We start from the raw sequence: 17,274 nt of genomic DNA, 5'->3' as shown, positions 1-17,274 counted from the left end.
GGTTGATCGATTGAAGCGGCCGAGGGATTCGTTCCCTCGGCCGCCTCTTCCGTTCGCGGCAAGCCTATCTTTGGCGGAAGTCTCCTTCGGGCCGTTTCTCATCGAGGGCCTTTTCAGCGGGCTCGGGTCGGTTAGAGTTGCACGAGAACATCCTTCGATCCACTCATGCCGAACGAAAAGAGCGGGTTGCGATGAGCAAGCCTATCGACTCCAAAGGAACCGCCGCGGCCAGTCATGTCGAGGACGTGGCGAGGGCCGCCGAACGGCTCAAGCGCTGGGCTCATCGCACGCCCGTGCTGACTTCGAGGACGCTCGACGCTCTCGTGGGGGGCTCGGTCTTCCTGAAGTGCGAGAACTTCCAGCGCGTCGGGGCCTTCAAGTTTCGCGGGGCGATGAATGCTCTGTTGCTCCTGAGCGAGTCCGAGCGCTCGGCGGGGGTCGTCACTCACTCGTCGGGCAATCATGCCCAGGCGCTCTCGCTGGCGGGACAACTGCTCGGGGTAAGCGTCTGTGTCGTGATGCCCCGAACCGCTCCCGCGGTGAAGAGGGCCGCGACCGAAGGCTATGGCGCCCGCATCGTCCTCTGCGAGCCGAACCTGAAATCCCGCGAGGAAGCCGTGGCCCGCGAGGTCGCCGAGCACGGCTACACGATCGTGCATCCGTTCGACAACTGGGACGTGATGGCCGGGCAGGGGACGGTCGCCTGGGAATTGATCGACGAGGTCGGGCACCTCGACATGGTGGTCAGCCCGGTCGGCGGAGGGGGGCTTCTGGCCGGGACGACTCTGGCCGTGATGGCGAAGTCGGCCGTGACCAGGGTCTACGGCGTCGAGCCCGAACTCGCCGACGACGCCAAACGCTCACTCGAGACCGGGACGATCCAGCCTTCGGGCGATCCCAGCACTATCGCCGACGGACTCAAGACGAGCCTGGGGGAACGCCCCTTCTCGGTCATCCAGTCGCGGGTCGACTCGATCGTTACCGTCTCGGAGGCCGAAATCGTCTCCGCCATGCGGTTCATCTGGGAACGACTCAAGATCATCATCGAGCCGTCGAGCGCGGTGCCCGTCGCCGCCCTGCTCACGAAGAAGCTGAAGGTCGATGGCCGAAGAGTCGGGGTTATCATCGGTGGCGGGAACGTCGACCTCGATCCCTACTTCCAGGCTCTTTCCTCGAAATGGTTATGATGGCAGCCTGAACCGATCCGCGAGAGGGCGGTCGTCGACCCCCTCCGGCGGGATTCCATTCGCTTAATCACTCGTGCGGGGTGCCCGAATATGGCCGATAATCACGCATTCGACATCGTCAGTGAGATCAATACCGCCGAGATGCACAACGCGGTGGTGCAAGCCCAGCACGAGATCGCCGTCCGCTATGATTTCAAGGGGACGCGTGCTTCGATCGAGTACAACAAGAAGGACAACAACCTGACGCTCCTCGCAGATCACAAGGGGCAGCTCGACACCGTGATCCAGGTGCTCAAGGAGAAGATGGCGAAGCGCGGTGTGTCCGTGAACGCCCTCAAGCGAGGTAAGCTCGAGGAGGCGACGCACGACTCGGTCCGCGAGACCCTCACGCTCCACATCGGCATCGAGACCGACGACGCCAAGAAGCTGGTCAAGCAGATCAAGCAGATGGGGATCAAGGTCCAGGCTCAGATCATGGATAGCAAGGTGCGCGTGACCGGCAAGAAGATCGACGAGCTCCAGTCGGTGATCGCCTACCTGAAGGAGAACGGGCCCGAGTATCCGCTCCAGTTCGTCAACTTTACCTGAGAGGTCCGACCGCTACGTCCGACGCACCGAGCCGTCTTCCGTGTCCGCTTCGCTTTGAGTGCCGCCGCGCGGCCGTCCGATGAATGGGGAGGCCCGGGTCGACCGGGGGATAGGCCGCCGTGGAATCGGCAGCGCGGAACATGGAGGATCATCGCAATGGGGTTCTTGAACGGACGCATCACGTACGTGCGCTATCGGGTCAGTGGGTCGGACCCCTTGCCGTTCGGCGAAGAGCTGCTGGAACTGGTCAACCAACACGCGATCGGACGCCACGGCGGGCCCGACCCGAACGACGGCGTCTCAGTCGGCTGGTCGGGCGGTGATCACGTCCTGGACGTCTCCTTCGACCTCGCCAAGAACATCATCAACGACGCGCTCCACCTGGCGATCCGGGTCGACACGGACAAGATCCCCGGCTCCCTGCTGCGGGCTTATACCAAGATCGAGACCGACGCCCGCGCCCAGATGAACCCCAGCGGCTACCCCACCAAGGCCCAGCGCCAGGAGGCGAAGGAAGCCGCCCGGATCCGCGCCGAGGCCGAAGCCGGGGACGGCCGCTTCCGTCGGATGGCCCACTATCCTGTCCTCTGGGACGGCCAGTCGAACATCCTCTACGTCGGGGCCACCAGCAACTCCGTGCTCGACCGCCTGCAAGGCCTCTTCCGCGAGACGTTCGACCGCACCCTCGAGCCCGTGACCGCCGGCAGCCTCGCCTACACGCAGGCCGAGGTCCACGGCCACGAGCGCACCGTCGAGGATTTCGGGCCCATCGGCTTCATCGGCCCCGATTCGCATTCGACGGTCGCCTGGACCGACAGCGATGCCACGAACCGGGACTTCTGGGGCAATGAGTTCCTCGTCTGGCTCTGGCATACCCTCCAACTCGACGGCGATACCATCAAGCTGCCGGACGACTCCGAAGTCACCGTGATGGTCGCCAAGACCCTCCTCCTCGATTGCCCGAGGGGCGAGACCGGCCGCGACCAACTCACGAATGAAGGCCCGACCCGCCTTCCGGAAGCCTTCCGCGCCCTCCAGGCCGGCAAGATCCCCCGCAAGGCCGGGCTCATCCTCGTCCGCCACGGCATTCAGTACGAGCTGACCCTCCAGGCCGAGACCCTGGCCGTCTCCGGCGCCAGCATCCCCAAGATCGAAGGGGCGTCGGGCGACGAGATCAAGGTCGGGCGGATCGACGGGCTAAGACATCTGGTCGAGACCCTCGACCTTCTGTACGATGCCTACGGCCGGTGCCGAACCGGTCCGGAATGGTCCGGCGAGCTCGGGCGCATCCGAAGCTGGCTTCAGGCGGCCTAACGAGGGATTGGCTCCCGGCAACGTGCGGGTGGTCCATCAGCGCGGCGACGACCATTGATTCGGAGGGGCGGGCATCCCAATTAGGATCCCGCCCCCAGGTAATCCATCCGCCAATTGCCTCATAGCCACTCAGGGACGAGTGGGCAACTACCGACAACACCTGACTTTCGCGAGCGTGCTCGGCGTGGCCTACGCCGGTGCCACCTTCTTCGTCGCCCGAGTCCACTGGCTCTATGGGACCGTGGCGATATTGCTCACGACCTTGAGCGGCCTCTTGCCAGATCTCGACTCCGCATCGGGGGTCGAGCTGAGGGGCTTCACCGGGATCCTTGGAGTCCTCGTCGCGCTTGCCGTCTGGCAGAAGCTCGGCAGGATGGATCCCGAGCCCCCCTTCGAGCTCCATCTCTGGGCGGTCGTCGCCTCTTACGCCATGGTGCGCCACGGCTTCAAGCGTATCATGGGACATTTGACCGTCCACCGAGGGATGAGCCACAGCCTGCCCACCTGCGCCGTCTGGGGCTGCCTGGCATACCTCTACTATCCCACCGACAATCCGCTTCTCCGCCTTGTCATGGCCATGGCCGTGATGATCGGCTTCTTCTCGCACCTGCTCCTGGACGAGATCTGCAGCGTCGACCTGCAAGGGGCACGGGTCAACAAGGCCTTCGGCACGGCGATGAAGTTCTGGGCCCCTTCGCCCTGGACGACGATCGCGATGTATTGCTTCCTGAGCTACCTGAGCTGGAAGGTCATCCAGATCTGGCCCGAGACCCCCTTCCTGGATCTCCCCCCCGACAACCCCAGCTTCCAGGTCTTTTCCCACGAGCGCCTGCCCGATATACCCGAACTTGCGCGGTCGATCGGGATTCAAACCCGCTGAAATCCCCCGTCTTGCGGATTTGGGTCCTGATTCGCGCGGCACGATTCCGCGAAATCCGTATAATTCCTACAATTCGGTCACGAACGACTCGATTTCGCGACCGCTGGACGTGCGTTCGAATCTGTCAGGGAGGCTTTTGATGCGAGCGATTGTCCGACCAGGGGTGATGATTCTGGCGATGGTCCTGGTGGTCGTCCCCGCCTTGCGGGGGCAGGCCCAGGGGACGGCGAAGAAGGCCGAAGCCCCCGCGCCGGCCGCAGCCAAGGCCGCGGCGCCCAAGCCGACGGCGGCGGAACTGGCCCTCATGAAGCAGGTCCTGGCCACCGTCAACGGCGAGCCGATCACCCGTCGGGACCTCATCGAGTTCCTCAGCCAATATCAGATCTCGCTCGAGGATCCGCAGCAGGTCTACACCGATGCCATCGAGACCCTCATCAACATGAAGTTGGTGACGCAGTACCTCACCCGCCTCAAGATCCCCGTCCCGCCCGAGCGCGTCGACGAGGCGGTGAACAATCTCAAAAAGCAGCTCGAGACCGAGGGGACGAGCCTCGCGCAGACGCTCGTCGACAGCAACAAGGGGATGGAAGACGTCAAGAAGATCTACGCGGACCGCATCCGCTGGATCGAGTTCGTCAACCAGCGCGGGACCGACGCCGAGCTGAAGAAGTACGCGGCCAGTCACAAGGACCTGCTCAACGGCACGCAGGTCAAGGTGAGCCATATCCTGCTCCGCATCGAGCCCAAGGCCACCGACGCCGACAAGGCCAAGGTCCGCCAGCAACTCGCGGGCATCAAGAAGGACATCGAGGCCAAGAAGACGACGTTCGCCGAGGCCGCGAACAAGTTCTCGCAGGATCCGGCGAACTCGCAAGGGGCCGGCGGCGACATCGGCTACTTCGGTCTCAACAACGGGATTGTCGAGGAGTTCAGCAAGGCCGCCTTCGCCCTCAAGCCCGGCGTGATCTCCGACCCGATCGAGACCCCTTACGGCTACCACCTGATCCTGGTGACCGACCGCAAGGAAGGCACTCAGCTCGACTTCGATCAGAACCGCCCCCACATCCTGAACCAGTACGCGGCCGAGCTTCAGAAGGACCTCCTGACCGCCCAGCGCAAAACCGCCCAGATCAAGATCAACGACATGCCGAAGGACCTCTTCCCGGCCCCGCCCGCCGACGCCCCGACCCCGGCGAAGGCCGCCGAGAAGACCAAGGCCAAGGCCGCCAAGTAATCCTGGCGCGGCAAGTCTTCACGACCTTAAAACAAGAGAGCGGCCCGGCGATGGGCCGCTCTTTTTTGTTGCCGATGTGTTTGCGGGCGGAGCTGGTTCAGCCCAGGTCGGACAAGTCGAGCCGACCCTGCTTCTGAAGGCTCGAGAATCGCTCGAAGGTCTCGGTGATGCCATCCTTGAGCGAAGTCCGGGGCAGGGGGCCGAGCTTGGCCTCGAGCCTGGAGTCGTCGAGGTCGGCGTTGATCGGCAACTGGCGGTCGCCGTGGGTCACGAGCTTGGCGGCCTCGGGCGCGACGTCCTGGAAGGTCTTGAGGAAGGTTTCGATCGGGACCACCGCGCCCCGGATGTTGAAGGCGTCGGCCCCCTCGAAAGGCGCCGTCAGGGCCTTGAGGAACGTGCCCGCAACGTCGCCGACGTACTGCAAATCCTGCGACCCGCCGTAGCTGATGTGATACGGACGCCCGGCCACGGCCGACTTGATCGCCTTGGTCGGCTCGCTGGTCATGCCGAAGTCGCGGCCGACCCCGTAGACCGTCCAGGGACGTAGCCCGACGCTCGTGATCCCCTGGTCGAGCCAGTAGACCCTGGCGTTGAGCTCGTTACAGACCTTGTACGCGCCGTAGTGGGTCAGCGGGGCGAGGCGCACCTCGTCGGCGAGCGGCCCGTGGCTATCGGGATCGGCCGGCCCGTGCACGGCAGCGGAACTCGCGTAGACGACGCGCTGGACCTGATCCTTGAGGGCGACCGCGGCCTCGAAGACGGCGAGCGTGCCGATGACGTTGACCTTCGCCCCCAGGATCGGGTTCGCCCGGCATGTCGGCGTCTGTAAGCCGGCGAGGTGGAGCAGGTGCGTTGCCTCGAGCCTCTCGACGGTCGATCGCACGATTGCCGGGTCGGAGACGTCCCCCTCGACGAAGTGGACCCGCTCCTTCTGGCTCGGTTCGAGCAGCAGATCGAGCCTGTGCGTGTCCTCCTTGAGGTCGAGGATCCAGACTTCCTTCCCCTCGTCGATCAACTGCTTGGCGACCCAGGATCCGATACAGCCATACCCGCCGGTCATCAATACGCGCACGCCGGTTTCTCCGCGGCTCTAAGTCGGGACGATTTCCAAAGGGGCGGAGGACCGCAACGGCTTCACGAGCCCCAGGATGGGCGACTCTATCGCATGCGAGGCGTCGACTCCAGCCCTCGACCCTCGTCGGACATCCGCAACACACGTCAGAATCCGACGCGGCAAGCTATCCACCCGGGTCGGCGTCGAGTAGACTCTGTCAAATGTCATAGGTGCTAAGTCGCGTGATGCGATTCCCGATCCCTACGGTCCGGCGCCCGCAATACGATAACTCGGGGTGTTCGATGAAACTGACGATGGCGGTGCCTCGACTGCGACTCTGGCACCTGATCGGCCTTGTGGCAGCGACGGCGGCTTACCTCGCCGTATTCGACCTTCGTTGGACCGTCGAGGATCCCGTCTACGTGGCCTTGAAGCGGCTGAGGTCATCGGATCCCGACGAAAGGCTCCGGGCGGCGGCCGAATTCCAGGGCATGGGCTCGAAAGGGGCCCGGGCGGTCGAGCCCTTGCTCGAGGCCCTGAATGACTCGGATGTTCGAGTCAGGGTGCAGGCAACGCGAGGTCTCGTTTCCGTGATCCAAGGAGTGAAGGACGAGTCGACGATCAAGGCGGTGAGGGCGACGCTAGTGGCCATGCTGAAGGCTTCAAACCGCGAAGATAAGGTCGCCGCCGCACTCGCACTAAGTTCCATGTCAAACGAGCCAAATACAGCCGAATCGAAGCTGGCGATCCCCATCCTCATCGATGCCATGAGCTGGGCAAGCTGGCAGGATCGACTCAGTAGCATCAACATCCTGGGCTTCTATACGAAAGAGGATGAGCGTGCCTTCAAGATCGTCTTCGCCGCGATCAAGGACAAGGACCAGTGGGTCCGCAACATGGCGGTGAGGAGCCTGGCCATTTGCATCCGCGAGAAGGCTCGCACGCAGCAGATCGTCCAGGCCCTGATGCCATTGCTGAAGGACGACAGCCAGTACGTTCGCAGCTCGGTCGTGCTAGCACTCGGCTGGTATGATGGGCTGTCCCCGGAGGAACTCAACGAGCTCGAATCACACGTCAACGACCCGGACCCGGAAGTCAGGCGGATGGTTGTCCAGTGCCATCCGAAGGATGTCTCGCAACGGTGGGTCGAGAAGATCGCCAAGGCGCTCGAGGATCCGAATAAGCTTGTCCGCGAGGCGGCCATCAGCAAGCTGACCCAGCTCAAGGGGGACGCCGAGATCGCCTTGCCCGCACTCGCTCGCCTGAAAGACGACCCCGAGAACGAGCTCCATCGCGAGGCTGAAAGAGCCTTCGAAACGATCCAGACCGCCGTCCGCGATTTCAACGAGAAATATCTGCCCGAACTTCTCCAGGACGCCCGCGCGGGCTCCGAGGTGGAGAAATGCCAGGCGATCGCGATGCTCGGCGACCTCGGCCACAAGGCCGCGAAGTCGATCCCGGACCTGATCCACTGCCTGGACGACGCGGAGCCGAGCGTCCGCGTGGCCTCGGCCGTGGCGCTGGCGAAGTTCGGCGCCGAAGCTGGGGCGGCGATCCCCAGCCTCGAAGCCAATGCCAACGATGCGAATCAGGATGTGAGCCGCGCGGCCCGGGGGGCACTCGCGAAGATCCCGAAGCCTTGATGCAGGCCGAGACTTCCACTCAAGGCTGCGTCGTCAAGGAGACGGGTCCACCGAGGTGCCCGCCCATCCAGCGGAAGGCCGGGCCGATGTTGCGTCGGAAGTAGACGAGCGTGTGCCGGGCGTGCGGGTCCTTGTCGACGGTGAGGTCGATGCCTTTCTGCTGGGCGAGCCACGCGAAGGATTCGGCCTGGGCGTCGAAGTTCCAGTTATCCTTGCCCGGATAGCTGAGGTAGATCGCGAGCTCGCCGGGCTTGAGGTCGGTGCTGAAGAGCAGGTCGGCAGGGTTCTCGCTCATGATGCGTTCGGTCGTACCGGGGCCGCTACCGAAGACGGGCTGGAGATACTTCTTGGCGCGGACCTTCCGAAGCCCGAAGTAGAAGGCGCCGACGACCTCGTCAGGGTCGTACTCGTCCTTCCAGCGGAACGTGGCCGGGTCGAAGTTTTCCTTGTAATTCCCGTCGGCGGTCGAGTATCGCAGGTTCATCGGGCCGGCGAGAGCCGCGACGTTGCCGAAGAGGTTGCGGTGCTTGATGGCGATGTTCATCGCGCCGAACCCGCCCGCCGAAGTGCCCAGGATCCCATGCGCCTGGCGTTCGGGGCGGATCGAGTACGTCCTCATCAGGAATGGGACCACCTCGCCGACGATGTGATCCTGGAACTTCCCGAGCTGGCCGTTGACGTAGAACGAGTGCGGCGAGCGCCCTCGGGTTTCGCCCGCGATCGACCCGTCGGGGCAGGCCATGATCACCGGGGGGATCTCCCCCTGCTGGATCATCCGGTCGAGCTGCTGGGCGACGTCCGTCGCGATGAAGATGTGCTCGTCCACGGAGGCGACGTGGAAGAAGAGCAGGAGCGGATACGCATTGTTCGGGGAATAGCCCGGAGGCAGGTACAGGTAGAGGTCGCGAGGCATTCCCAGTACGGCGGACTGGATGCGACGGTCGGAACCGTGGTTGTGCGTGTAGTCGACGACTTCGCCGGCGAGCTTCCGATTGGTGTGATTCAGGTTGGCCAGGAGCCTGGGCTGGGCTTCGGCAAAGGGTGCAGTGGAAACGAGGATCAAGAAGGCCCAGGTCAGCGTGCCGGGACGTTTCCCTTCAAGCCAAGACGTCAGGCGTTGAAATCGTACGTTCATGGTTGGACGTCCTATCAAACCAAGGGAGACGAGCAGGATTGGATATCGGTCGTTTTCTGAGCGATCAGGCGCTCCATCTGACGAAGTGGGCCCGCAATCGTCGCGCCAACCCCTACGACCGCGAGCCGCCCCGGCGCGATGGTCTCGCGATCTCCCCGGAGCGCTTTCGAACAGAGTCCAAATCGATCCTCCTGACTTCAGGGTAACCGGAGTTGACTGGATCTCGCCAGGGAGCCAGTGCCGGGATGCGCCGGACTCGTTGCTTTCTCGGAGTCGAAGAGGTCGCTAAGATTGCAGGACTTGAGGAGCCAAGAGTCACGACAACGAGCAACAAGCCGGGGGTTTGGCCAAGATGAGATCTCTTCGCGGTGGCTGGTTTTTGGCGGCGATCACACTTTGCACCACGATCCCCGGCCTGGCTCGAGGGGCGGAACCCGAGTGGGTGACTTATGAGGGGAAGGAGGGCGCGGGCAAGGGGAAGCACGTCGTCCTCGTGAGCGGCGATGAAGAATACCGCTCCGAAGAGGCGCTTCCCCAACTCGCCAAGATCCTGGCCACCCGACACGGATTCACCTGCACGGTGCTGTTCGCGATCGGCAAGGACGGGACGATCGACCCGAACCGTCGCGACAACATCCCCGGGCTCGAAGCCCTCGACAAGGCCGACCTCATGATCATCGCGGCCCGGTTCCGCGACCTGCCCGACGAGCAGATGAAGCACGTCGTCGACTACGTGAACTCCGGCAGACCTGTCATCGGCCTCCGCACGGCGACCCACAGCTTCGACATCAAGGGTGGGCGGCCCTATGCCAAGTACTCCTGGAACAGCTCCGAGAAGGGCTGGGAAGGAGGCTTCGGCCGGCAGGTACTCGGCGAGACCTGGATCAGCCACCATGGCAATCACGGTCATCAGAGCACCAAGGGCATAGTCGCCAAGGGCGAAGAGGGCCAGCCGATCCTGAAAGGTATCAAGGACGGCGACGTCTGGGGGCCGACCGACGTCTACGGCGTCCGCCTCCCCCTTCCCGGCGACAGCCAGCCCTTGATCCTCGGCCAGGTGCTCACCGGCATGAGCCCGAAGGACGCCCCAGTCGAGGGCAAGCAGAACGACCCGATGATGCCCGTCGCCTGGATCAAGTCGTTCACCGGGGAGAGCGGCAAGAAGTCCCGCGTCTTCACCACGACCATGGGGGCCGGCCAGGACCTCGAGAACGAAGGCGTCAGGCGCCTGCTCGTCAACGCCACCTACTGGGCGGTCGGACTCGAGGATAAGATCTCGGCCGACGCCAACGTCTCCCTCGTGGGCGAGTACCACCCTCGCCCCTTCCGCTTCGGGGGATTCCAGCCGGGCATCCGGCCGGCTGCTCACATCTCGAAGTGAAGCGGGCCCCATGTCGGGCGAATTCCTCGAGTCATGTCGCGTGCCACGCTCCTCTCGCGGACCGGTCCGAGCCGAAGAGGAGCGTGACACGAGGATGGTGGCCGCTTATTTTGTCTTGGAGTCTGCAAAAAGCCTTTCGACACGGGATTTGGAATTGTGCCTGTGCCCTGAAATTGGCGTCCAGAAACGACGCCGAGAACGTCGTTATCCCCTTCGTGACCGATGAGTTAGGCGCGATGGCATGCGCTGATGCGCGGGCTATTTGCCAAGGTGCCCATCACGTCCTATCCTAAATGTGCGGGCCCAGCTCCAGGTCCTGGAGCCTATTCCCGCCCTCAATGCCCGTTTCGGGAGCGTGGTGACGACGACGATGACGTCAGCAATCTCAAGCGAGTTCAACACCCCCATGATGCTTCGAACCGGCGATTCCAGGGAGGTCCTCATTGGCCCTAACTCCGGAAAAATTTTGCTGGTTGAGGACAGTCCGACCCAGGCCCTGCGGACCCAACTCGTCCTCGAAGATGCGGGGTGGAACGTCACCATTTGCGGCGACGGAAACAAGGCCGTGAGCATGGCGTCGGAGACGGCTCCCGACCTGATCCTGCTCGACATGCGCCTGCCCGGCATCGACGGCAGCGAGGTCGCTCGACGGCTTAAAGATGTGCCTGGGTTGTCCGATATCCCGATCATCTTCCTGACCGGAGTTTTCCGGGAGGTCGAGGATATCATCGGTGGGCTCGACCAGGGGGCTGATGATTACCTCGTTAAGCCTGTTGCCGACGGCGAGCTCGTCGCCCGCGTCCGTGCCTGCCTTCGCGTGCGGCGGCTCCAGCATGAGCTCGGCCGCATGGCGGGCCTCCTGCTCTCGATCAATCAGGTCGGTAGCCGGATTTCGGGGATCCTGGAGCTGGAGAAGCTGCTTGATGCCGCGTGCAAGCTCCTTCTCAGCGAGCTTGGCTATCCGAGCGTCAGCGTCTTCCTGCGCGAGGACGACCAGGATGAATTCCTGCTCGTCGCGGCGGCGGGGAGGAACGTTGAGGGCGTCCTTGCCTCGGCCCCTCGATTCGTCATCAACGACGACAGCCTGATGGCTTCGAGCATCCGATCTCGCCGCATCCTCTTCACGAACGGGCCGTCCCTCGGCAAGGTCTCCTCGGGGTGGGAAGGTATCCATTCGGGGGCGATCGTCCCCTTGCACGTCGGGACCGAGACCCGAGGTGCCCTCCTGATCGCCAGCCCGGAAGAGATGGCTTTCGACGAGCGTGACGAACTGGCCCTGGAGACAATTGCCGACCAGTTCGGCGCGGCGATCCACAACGCCCGGCTCTATCGCCAGATGGAAGAGCTGGCCACCCTCGACTCGATGACCGGACTTCTGAACCGCCGGGCGATCCTCTCTCGCCTCGACGCCGAATGGAGCCGTTGCCGACGCTCCGGCCGGTCGCTTGCCTTGATGAGCGTGGACATCGACCGCTTCAAGCTGATCAACGACAACTACGGCCATGCCATCGGCGATGACTCGATCGTGGCGGTCGCCGCCGTGATCCGCCGGATCACCCGTCGCGACGACTTCGCAGGCCGGCTCGGCGGCGACGAGTTCCTGATCGTCATGCCCGAGACCGACCGCCAGGGGGGCCTCGAGGCGGCAGAGCGGCTGCGAGTGGCCGTCGAGCAACTCGAGATCACGTCGCAATCCCTCGACGTCCCGCTCTCGATTACCCTGAGTCTGGGCGTCGCCAGCATCCCGGAGATCCCCGCCGACGATCCCGCCAAGCTCCTCCAGGCGAGCGACCAGGCGCTCTACCGCGCCAAGGCGTTCGGCCGCAACCGCGCCTCGATCTGATCGCCGGCCGGCTCCCACGCGTCGACCGTTCCCAGAGACCTTGTCACATGGTCGCCGGGGATTTTGTCGATTCGTAAGCCGTCGTTCGGCCCTGAACCTCCATCGAATCCTTTCTACCGAATGACGAGTGACGAGGTCACTGGTCTGCCTCAATTCCTCCATCTTCCCCTCGGAGGGTCATGGAAAGGCTGCGGATCGCGTTCCGCACCGTTATCATGGCCGGCTTGTCGATGATTCGCCGGGGTAGAGATCGGCTCGGGTGGCTTCGGCGTCGGATGGCGTCAATGCTTCCCGGCCCTTCGGAAATGAGGAGGATCAGAGCGCATGCAGCGGGTCTTGAGGTGGTTGGGATGCTGGGGCATGCTCCTGGGGCTCTTGCCCACGGGCATCCAGGTGGTGGCGGCGGAGCCGGAATCCGGGCGCAAGTACCTCCTCGAACGCGTCGACGACGCGGCCGTGGTGCAGGTCTACGCCGACGGTTTCAGCCGCCTGCCGCTCCAGGAGAAGAAGCTCACGTGGCACCTCTATCAGGCCGCTCTCGCCGGCCGCGACATCTATTATGACCAGCGCTATCGCCACGGGTTGGAGATGCGCGGGGTGCTCGAGGCGATCCTCCGGCATCCAGGATCGATCGATCCCCAGACGTTGGCCGAGGTCACCCGCTATACCAAGCTCTTCTGGATTAACAGTGGCCCTTATAACCACCTGACAGCCCGGAAGTTCGTCCTCAAATGCACCCCGGAGGCCTTCACCGCCGCCGTGCACGCCGCCGACAAGGCCGGGGCCAAGCTCCCGCTGGCCTCGGGAGAGACGCTCGACGCCCTCCTCGAACGGCTCAAGCCCAGCTTCTTCGACGCTAGCGTCGAGCCGATCGTGACCAACAAGACGCCGGGCCCGGGCAAGGACATCCTCGCCGAGAGCGCCAACAACCTTTACGTCGGCGTCAGCACGAAGGACCTCGAGGGCTTCCAGGAACGTTATCCGCTCAATTCCCGGCTCGTGAAGACGAAAAGCGGCCTTGTTGAGGAGCCTTACCGCGTCGGTGGACGTTACAGCGACCCGATCACGAACATTGTACGTCACCTCAAGGCGGCCGAGGCCTATGCTCCCGCCCCGATGAAGGCGGCCCTCGCGGCCCTCTCCCGCTTCTATGAGACGGGCGAGACCAAGGACCGCGAGGCGTATGACATTGCCTGGGTCGCGGATAAAGATTCGCCCGTCGACACGATCAACGGTTTCATCGAAGTCTACCTCGACCCGAGGGGAGCCAAGGGGGCCTGGGAGTCCGCCGTCTACTTCGTGAACACGGAGAAGACTGGGGCCATCCGCAAGCTCGCCTCCTCGGCCCAGTGGTTCGAGGACCGGATGCCCTGGCTCGAAATCTATCGCAAGCCGAACGTGCGCGGGATCACGGCGAACGCCATCGAAGTGGTGATCGAGACCGGTGAATGCGGCCCGATCACCCCGATCGGCATCAATCTCCCGAACGATCAGCGCATCCGGGAGGAGAACGGCAGCAAGTCGGTCTCGCTCTCCAACGTCCTCGAGGCCAGCGACAAGTCGATGCCCGGCAGCTTCCGCACCGAGTTCGCCTGGACCCCCGAGGAAGCCGAGCGAGCCGCGAAGTGGGGGACCCTCGCGGGCGAATTGCTGGTGAACATGCACGAGGTCATCGGCCACGCTTCTGGCCGGCTCTCCGACAAGCTCAAGGGGCAGCCGCAAGACCTGCTCAAGGAGCAGTATTCCGCCCTTGAGGAAGGCCGGGCCGACCTCGTGGCCCTCTACTTCATGGGTAATCCGAAGCTAGCCGAGCTTGGCCTCGTCAGGGCCGAAGATCAAGCCGAGGTCGTCCAGGCCGCCTACGAGAACTACGCCAGGAACGCACTGGTCCAGTTGCGTCGGATCCGCGAAGGTTCGCAGATCGAAGAGGACCACATGCGGAACCGGCAGATGGTCGTCCGCTGGCTGATGGATCACACCAAGGCGATCGAGGTCCGCAAGCGCGAGGGCAAGACCTACTACGTCATGGTCGACGCCAAGGCCTTCCACGAAGGCGTCGGCAAGCTACTCGCCGAGGTCCAGCGCATCAAGTCCGAAGGGGACTATCCCGCGGCGAAGAAGCTCTTCGAGGATTACGGCATCCACTTCGACCCCACGCTCCGCGACGAGGTCCGCGACCGCGTCGATAAGCTCGAGATGCCGTCCTACACAGCCTACGTCATGCCGAAGCTCGAGGCCATCTCCGGCCCCGACGGTCGGATCATCGACGTCAAGGTTTCGTATCCGATGGATCTGACCAAGCAGATGCTCGAATACTCCGAGGCGACTGGCCGTTGACCTCCCGGCTCTAACGGCTCCACTTCGCGATACGTTCTTGAGGTTCGCATGGAAGCCGGGGCGAGGTCTTGCGAGACCTCGCCCCGGCTTCTCGCGTGCAGACGGCCGTTATGGAGTGACGTATCCCGACAATTCCTCGCTCGGGAATGATCTCCGCTGTTGCGAGCATTTGGCGACCCTATAGGGCGCATGTGCCGCCATCTTCAATGGCCGAGCTCGACCACGACCATGGCGTGGACATCGAGTTCAGGGACTACAACAATCGTGGCTTGTGCGGTCACCTGGGTCGACAAGCCCTGGCCCTTCGGCTCGAGATGGACACGTCGAATCCGGTAAGTCGGGGCGAAAGCTATGCGTATGTCGTGGATCGGGATGACCTCCTCGCGGAGGGGCACATCGTCGTTCGGCAAGGCGTGGGCGGCGGAAGTGTTCAGGTCATTGAAGAGGTGCAGGATCAGGCGTTGACCGCCGTCGCGCCGCTGCCTCATCAAGTTGGCGTGCACGCACATCGGCGCCTCGACTCTCACCGGAGGGCCGTCGGACGCAGCCCAGTCTATGGCATTTCGTAGCAGGAGACGTTGATATGGATACGCGTAGATATAATAGGCCGAGTCGAAGCCGGCGGCGAGGTAGGCGACGCGGCCTTCTCCGTATTTGTGGATGACGACTCCCGGGAAGTCCTGGCCGTCGGGCTTCGACTTCACTCGCAGCGTCCCGATCGTCTCCGTGTCGGCGCGAGGGACGACGCAGACCGCGGGACCTTTATAGGTCACGATACTATCGTTCACGTAGGTTTTCATGCGTCCCTGGTTCAGGAATGATTGCGTCTTGAGCCGGAAGTCGAAGACGTCCTTCCGCTTCTCCCAGTAGTCGGTGCCGATCGATTTCGCGAAATTGACATCCAGATCCCTGGCCTCGGAAGGCTTCGCGTCGGCCGTGACGCGATAGTCGACGCCGAAGACGTCGGCGAGCGCGAAGTTTCGTCGAGGGTTGCCGTATTCGTCGAAGAGCGAGGCGTCGAGGCTGGCCACCAGGCCGCCTCCTTGCTTCACGAACTTGCGGACGGCGTCGAGTTGTCTCCCGTCAAGGCAGGCAGTGTTGGCTAGGATCAGAACCTTGTAACGCGAGAGGTCGGCGTCATTCAGGTTCCAATCATTGATCACGGTAACTGGTAAGTGCTCCTCGACCGCCGTGCGGAAGGTCCCGAAGACGTTGGCCATGTAGCGCTCCTCGACCTGGCCCGGGGAGCGGCCGTAGAAGTTCCGCGAGTTGTCGCTCATGACGAGCGCCGCCCAGCGTTCTGGCTCCTTGTGGGTCAGCCATGGCTTGCGCTCCTGGACTTGATCCAGGCACCTGTACAGCTCTTTCTGCAAGAATGCGGGCTGGCTGACGGCGATGCTCGGCGCGGCCCCGTAAGTCAGCGCCAGCATCATGCGGCGCCCGATCTCGTGAGGCGGGAAGCTGTCCTTACCGTAGGGGTTGCCGTGGCTGAGGATGTAAGGCTCGCTGAAGGCCACGCGATGGTTCGTGGTCGACCAGATATAGGCGTTGGCGAAGGCCGGGACGATCGTCATCCCCCGGTTCGTCTCGTCGAGCCAGAATTCCTGGTCGGGGGCATCGAGCAAGAGGTTCATGCGCGAAGGCATGTTCCTGGGAATGCTGAGGAAGTGGCCGAACCTCCCGGCATTCGTCGTCCACGTGACGAGTGCCACGTCTGGCTTGATCCCCTTGAGTCGCACTTGCATGCGACGAACGAGGCCTTCCATCCGGCGGTCGGCCCAGTGCTGATAGCGGCGGAAGGCCGGGTCATTCATGTCGACGGCCGGGATCGGTTCCCCCGCGTCGCGACGATAGGCCTCGCGGCAGTGCTGGCAGTAGCAGAATCCGCCGTAGTGTAGGCCGTCGAAGCTGAAGGCGGAGACGTCGGGGAATTTTGTGAGGATCTCGGCGAGGACTTCGATGAAGAAGTCGCCATAGGGCCCGAGCAGGCAAAGCATCCCGCCATGAGGGGACTTTTGCATGTCGATCTGGGGCATCTCCAGGGTGTCTCTATCCACTCGGCGCCAGTCGGGATGAGTCTCGTAGACCTCCCTCTGGAGGCAAGGGGGATAGACGGCGAGGATTCGGATGCCCAATCGCTTGTACTCCGCGATATCCTTCACCAGCCGGTCGGGAGGCACATGCGGGCTACGCTTCTTCAATAAGCGGCTCTCGTAATAAGTGAAGAAGGGATCGACGAAGCCCATCTCGCTGATCGTGACCCCATGCGTCGCCGCCCTTACACGCGACTCCGAATCCATGACCGAGAGGGTGTATCCGCATCCGACCGTCTCCTGCACCCACTCCGGGATTGCCACCGGCCGGAATGGCTGCGTGTCGAACGGCTGCGTCATGACCGGGTCTTCCCAGATCGATCGCTCCTCTCCTAATGCCGGTTTTCTCGATGCGACCAGGGTCAACATAGCGGTCAACGCAAACACGAAGAGTCGCCCGTGGGTGGTCATCGCGTGCCTCGCATGGGGGGTTATCCGGACCGTTGAGGTCCCATTGCCGAAAACGGATGCAGTACGTTGATATGTCGGGTATTGGATCAGACCGAGGGGGACCTCGCCAGAAGATTCCGGCCGAGGCTCGAGGTGGGAACGATCTTCATCATCGCTGGCAATTCAGACGCAACG

12 protein-coding genes are annotated in these 17,274 nt (G+C 63.4%); 9 read left to right on the top strand and 3 right to left on the bottom strand.

Features of this window, described 5'->3' with window-relative positions:
- Positions 1-191: 191 nt before the first annotated feature.
- The 5 genes from ACOYYX_RS17880 to ACOYYX_RS17860 all read left to right on the top strand — a co-directional run bounded on the left by ACOYYX_RS17880 (position 192) and on the right by ACOYYX_RS17860 (position 5,203).
- Positions 192-1,187, top strand: coding sequence for a pyridoxal-phosphate dependent enzyme (locus tag ACOYYX_RS17880; RefSeq protein WP_422931272.1), 996 nt, complete (start codon positions 192-194; stop codon positions 1,185-1,187).
- Positions 1,188-1,277: 90 nt separating this feature from the next.
- Positions 1,278-1,775, top strand: coding sequence for a YajQ family cyclic di-GMP-binding protein (locus ACOYYX_RS17875; protein WP_422931271.1), 498 nt, complete (start codon positions 1,278-1,280; stop codon positions 1,773-1,775).
- 156 nt (positions 1,776-1,931) lie between these two features.
- A complete protein-coding gene (locus ACOYYX_RS17870; protein ID WP_422931270.1) occupies positions 1,932-3,089 on the top strand; it encodes a hypothetical protein in 1,158 nt (385 codons plus the stop codon).
- 139 nt (positions 3,090-3,228) lie between these two features.
- Positions 3,229-3,969, top strand: coding sequence for a metal-dependent hydrolase (locus ACOYYX_RS17865; protein ID WP_422931269.1), 741 nt, complete (start codon positions 3,229-3,231; stop codon positions 3,967-3,969).
- 139 nt (positions 3,970-4,108) lie between these two features.
- The gene (locus ACOYYX_RS17860; protein WP_422931268.1) at positions 4,109-5,203 is read left to right on the top strand and encodes a peptidylprolyl isomerase; all 1,095 of its coding nucleotides are present in this window, start codon (positions 4,109-4,111) and stop codon (positions 5,201-5,203) included.
- A 97-nt stretch (positions 5,204-5,300) separates the two neighbouring features.
- Here the strand turns inward: ACOYYX_RS17860 and ACOYYX_RS17855 are convergent, their stop codons facing one another.
- A complete protein-coding gene (locus ACOYYX_RS17855) occupies positions 5,301-6,275 on the bottom strand; it encodes an NAD-dependent epimerase/dehydratase family protein (protein ID WP_422931267.1) in 975 nt (324 codons plus the stop codon).
- Positions 6,276-6,559: 284 nt separating this feature from the next.
- On the opposite strand from ACOYYX_RS17855, the gene ACOYYX_RS17850 reads away from it, so the two are divergent.
- Positions 6,560-7,900: a HEAT repeat domain-containing protein gene (locus ACOYYX_RS17850; RefSeq protein WP_422931266.1), complete on the top strand. Its 1,341-nt coding sequence runs from the start codon at positions 6,560-6,562 to the stop codon at positions 7,898-7,900.
- A 19-nt stretch (positions 7,901-7,919) separates the two neighbouring features.
- On the opposite strand, the gene ACOYYX_RS17845 is transcribed toward ACOYYX_RS17850, so the two are convergent.
- The gene (locus tag ACOYYX_RS17845; protein ID WP_422931265.1) at positions 7,920-9,035 is read right to left on the bottom strand and encodes an alpha/beta hydrolase; all 1,116 of its coding nucleotides are present in this window, start codon (positions 9,033-9,035) and stop codon (positions 7,920-7,922) included.
- Positions 9,036-9,378: 343 nt separating this feature from the next.
- Here ACOYYX_RS17845 and ACOYYX_RS17840 point away from each other — a divergent pair, with 343 nt between their 5' ends.
- From ACOYYX_RS17840 to ACOYYX_RS17830, 3 genes are all read left to right on the top strand, one after another.
- Positions 9,379-10,416: a ThuA domain-containing protein gene (locus ACOYYX_RS17840; RefSeq protein ID WP_422931264.1), complete on the top strand. Its 1,038-nt coding sequence runs from the start codon at positions 9,379-9,381 to the stop codon at positions 10,414-10,416.
- Between the two features lie 466 nt (positions 10,417-10,882).
- On the top strand, positions 10,883-12,259 hold the full coding sequence (locus ACOYYX_RS17835) for a diguanylate cyclase (protein ID WP_422931263.1): 1,377 nt from the start codon (positions 10,883-10,885) through the stop codon (positions 12,257-12,259).
- Positions 12,260-12,583: 324 nt separating this feature from the next.
- The gene (locus ACOYYX_RS17830) at positions 12,584-14,596 is read left to right on the top strand and encodes a dipeptidyl-peptidase 3 family protein (protein ID WP_422931262.1); all 2,013 of its coding nucleotides are present in this window, start codon (positions 12,584-12,586) and stop codon (positions 14,594-14,596) included.
- 203 nt (positions 14,597-14,799) lie between these two features.
- On the opposite strand, the gene ACOYYX_RS17825 is transcribed toward ACOYYX_RS17830, so the two are convergent.
- Positions 14,800-16,989, bottom strand: a complete 2,190-nt coding sequence (locus tag ACOYYX_RS17825) for a ThuA domain-containing protein (protein ID WP_422931261.1) — start codon at positions 16,987-16,989, stop codon at positions 14,800-14,802.
- Positions 16,990-17,274 lie beyond the last annotated feature (285 nt).

Origin of the sequence: Singulisphaera chitinilytica (assembly GCF_049331405.1) — a bacterium.
Classification (GTDB): domain Bacteria; phylum Planctomycetota; class Planctomycetia; order Isosphaerales; family Isosphaeraceae; genus PoT.
This window is presented reverse-complemented; position numbering and strand designations above follow the sequence as displayed.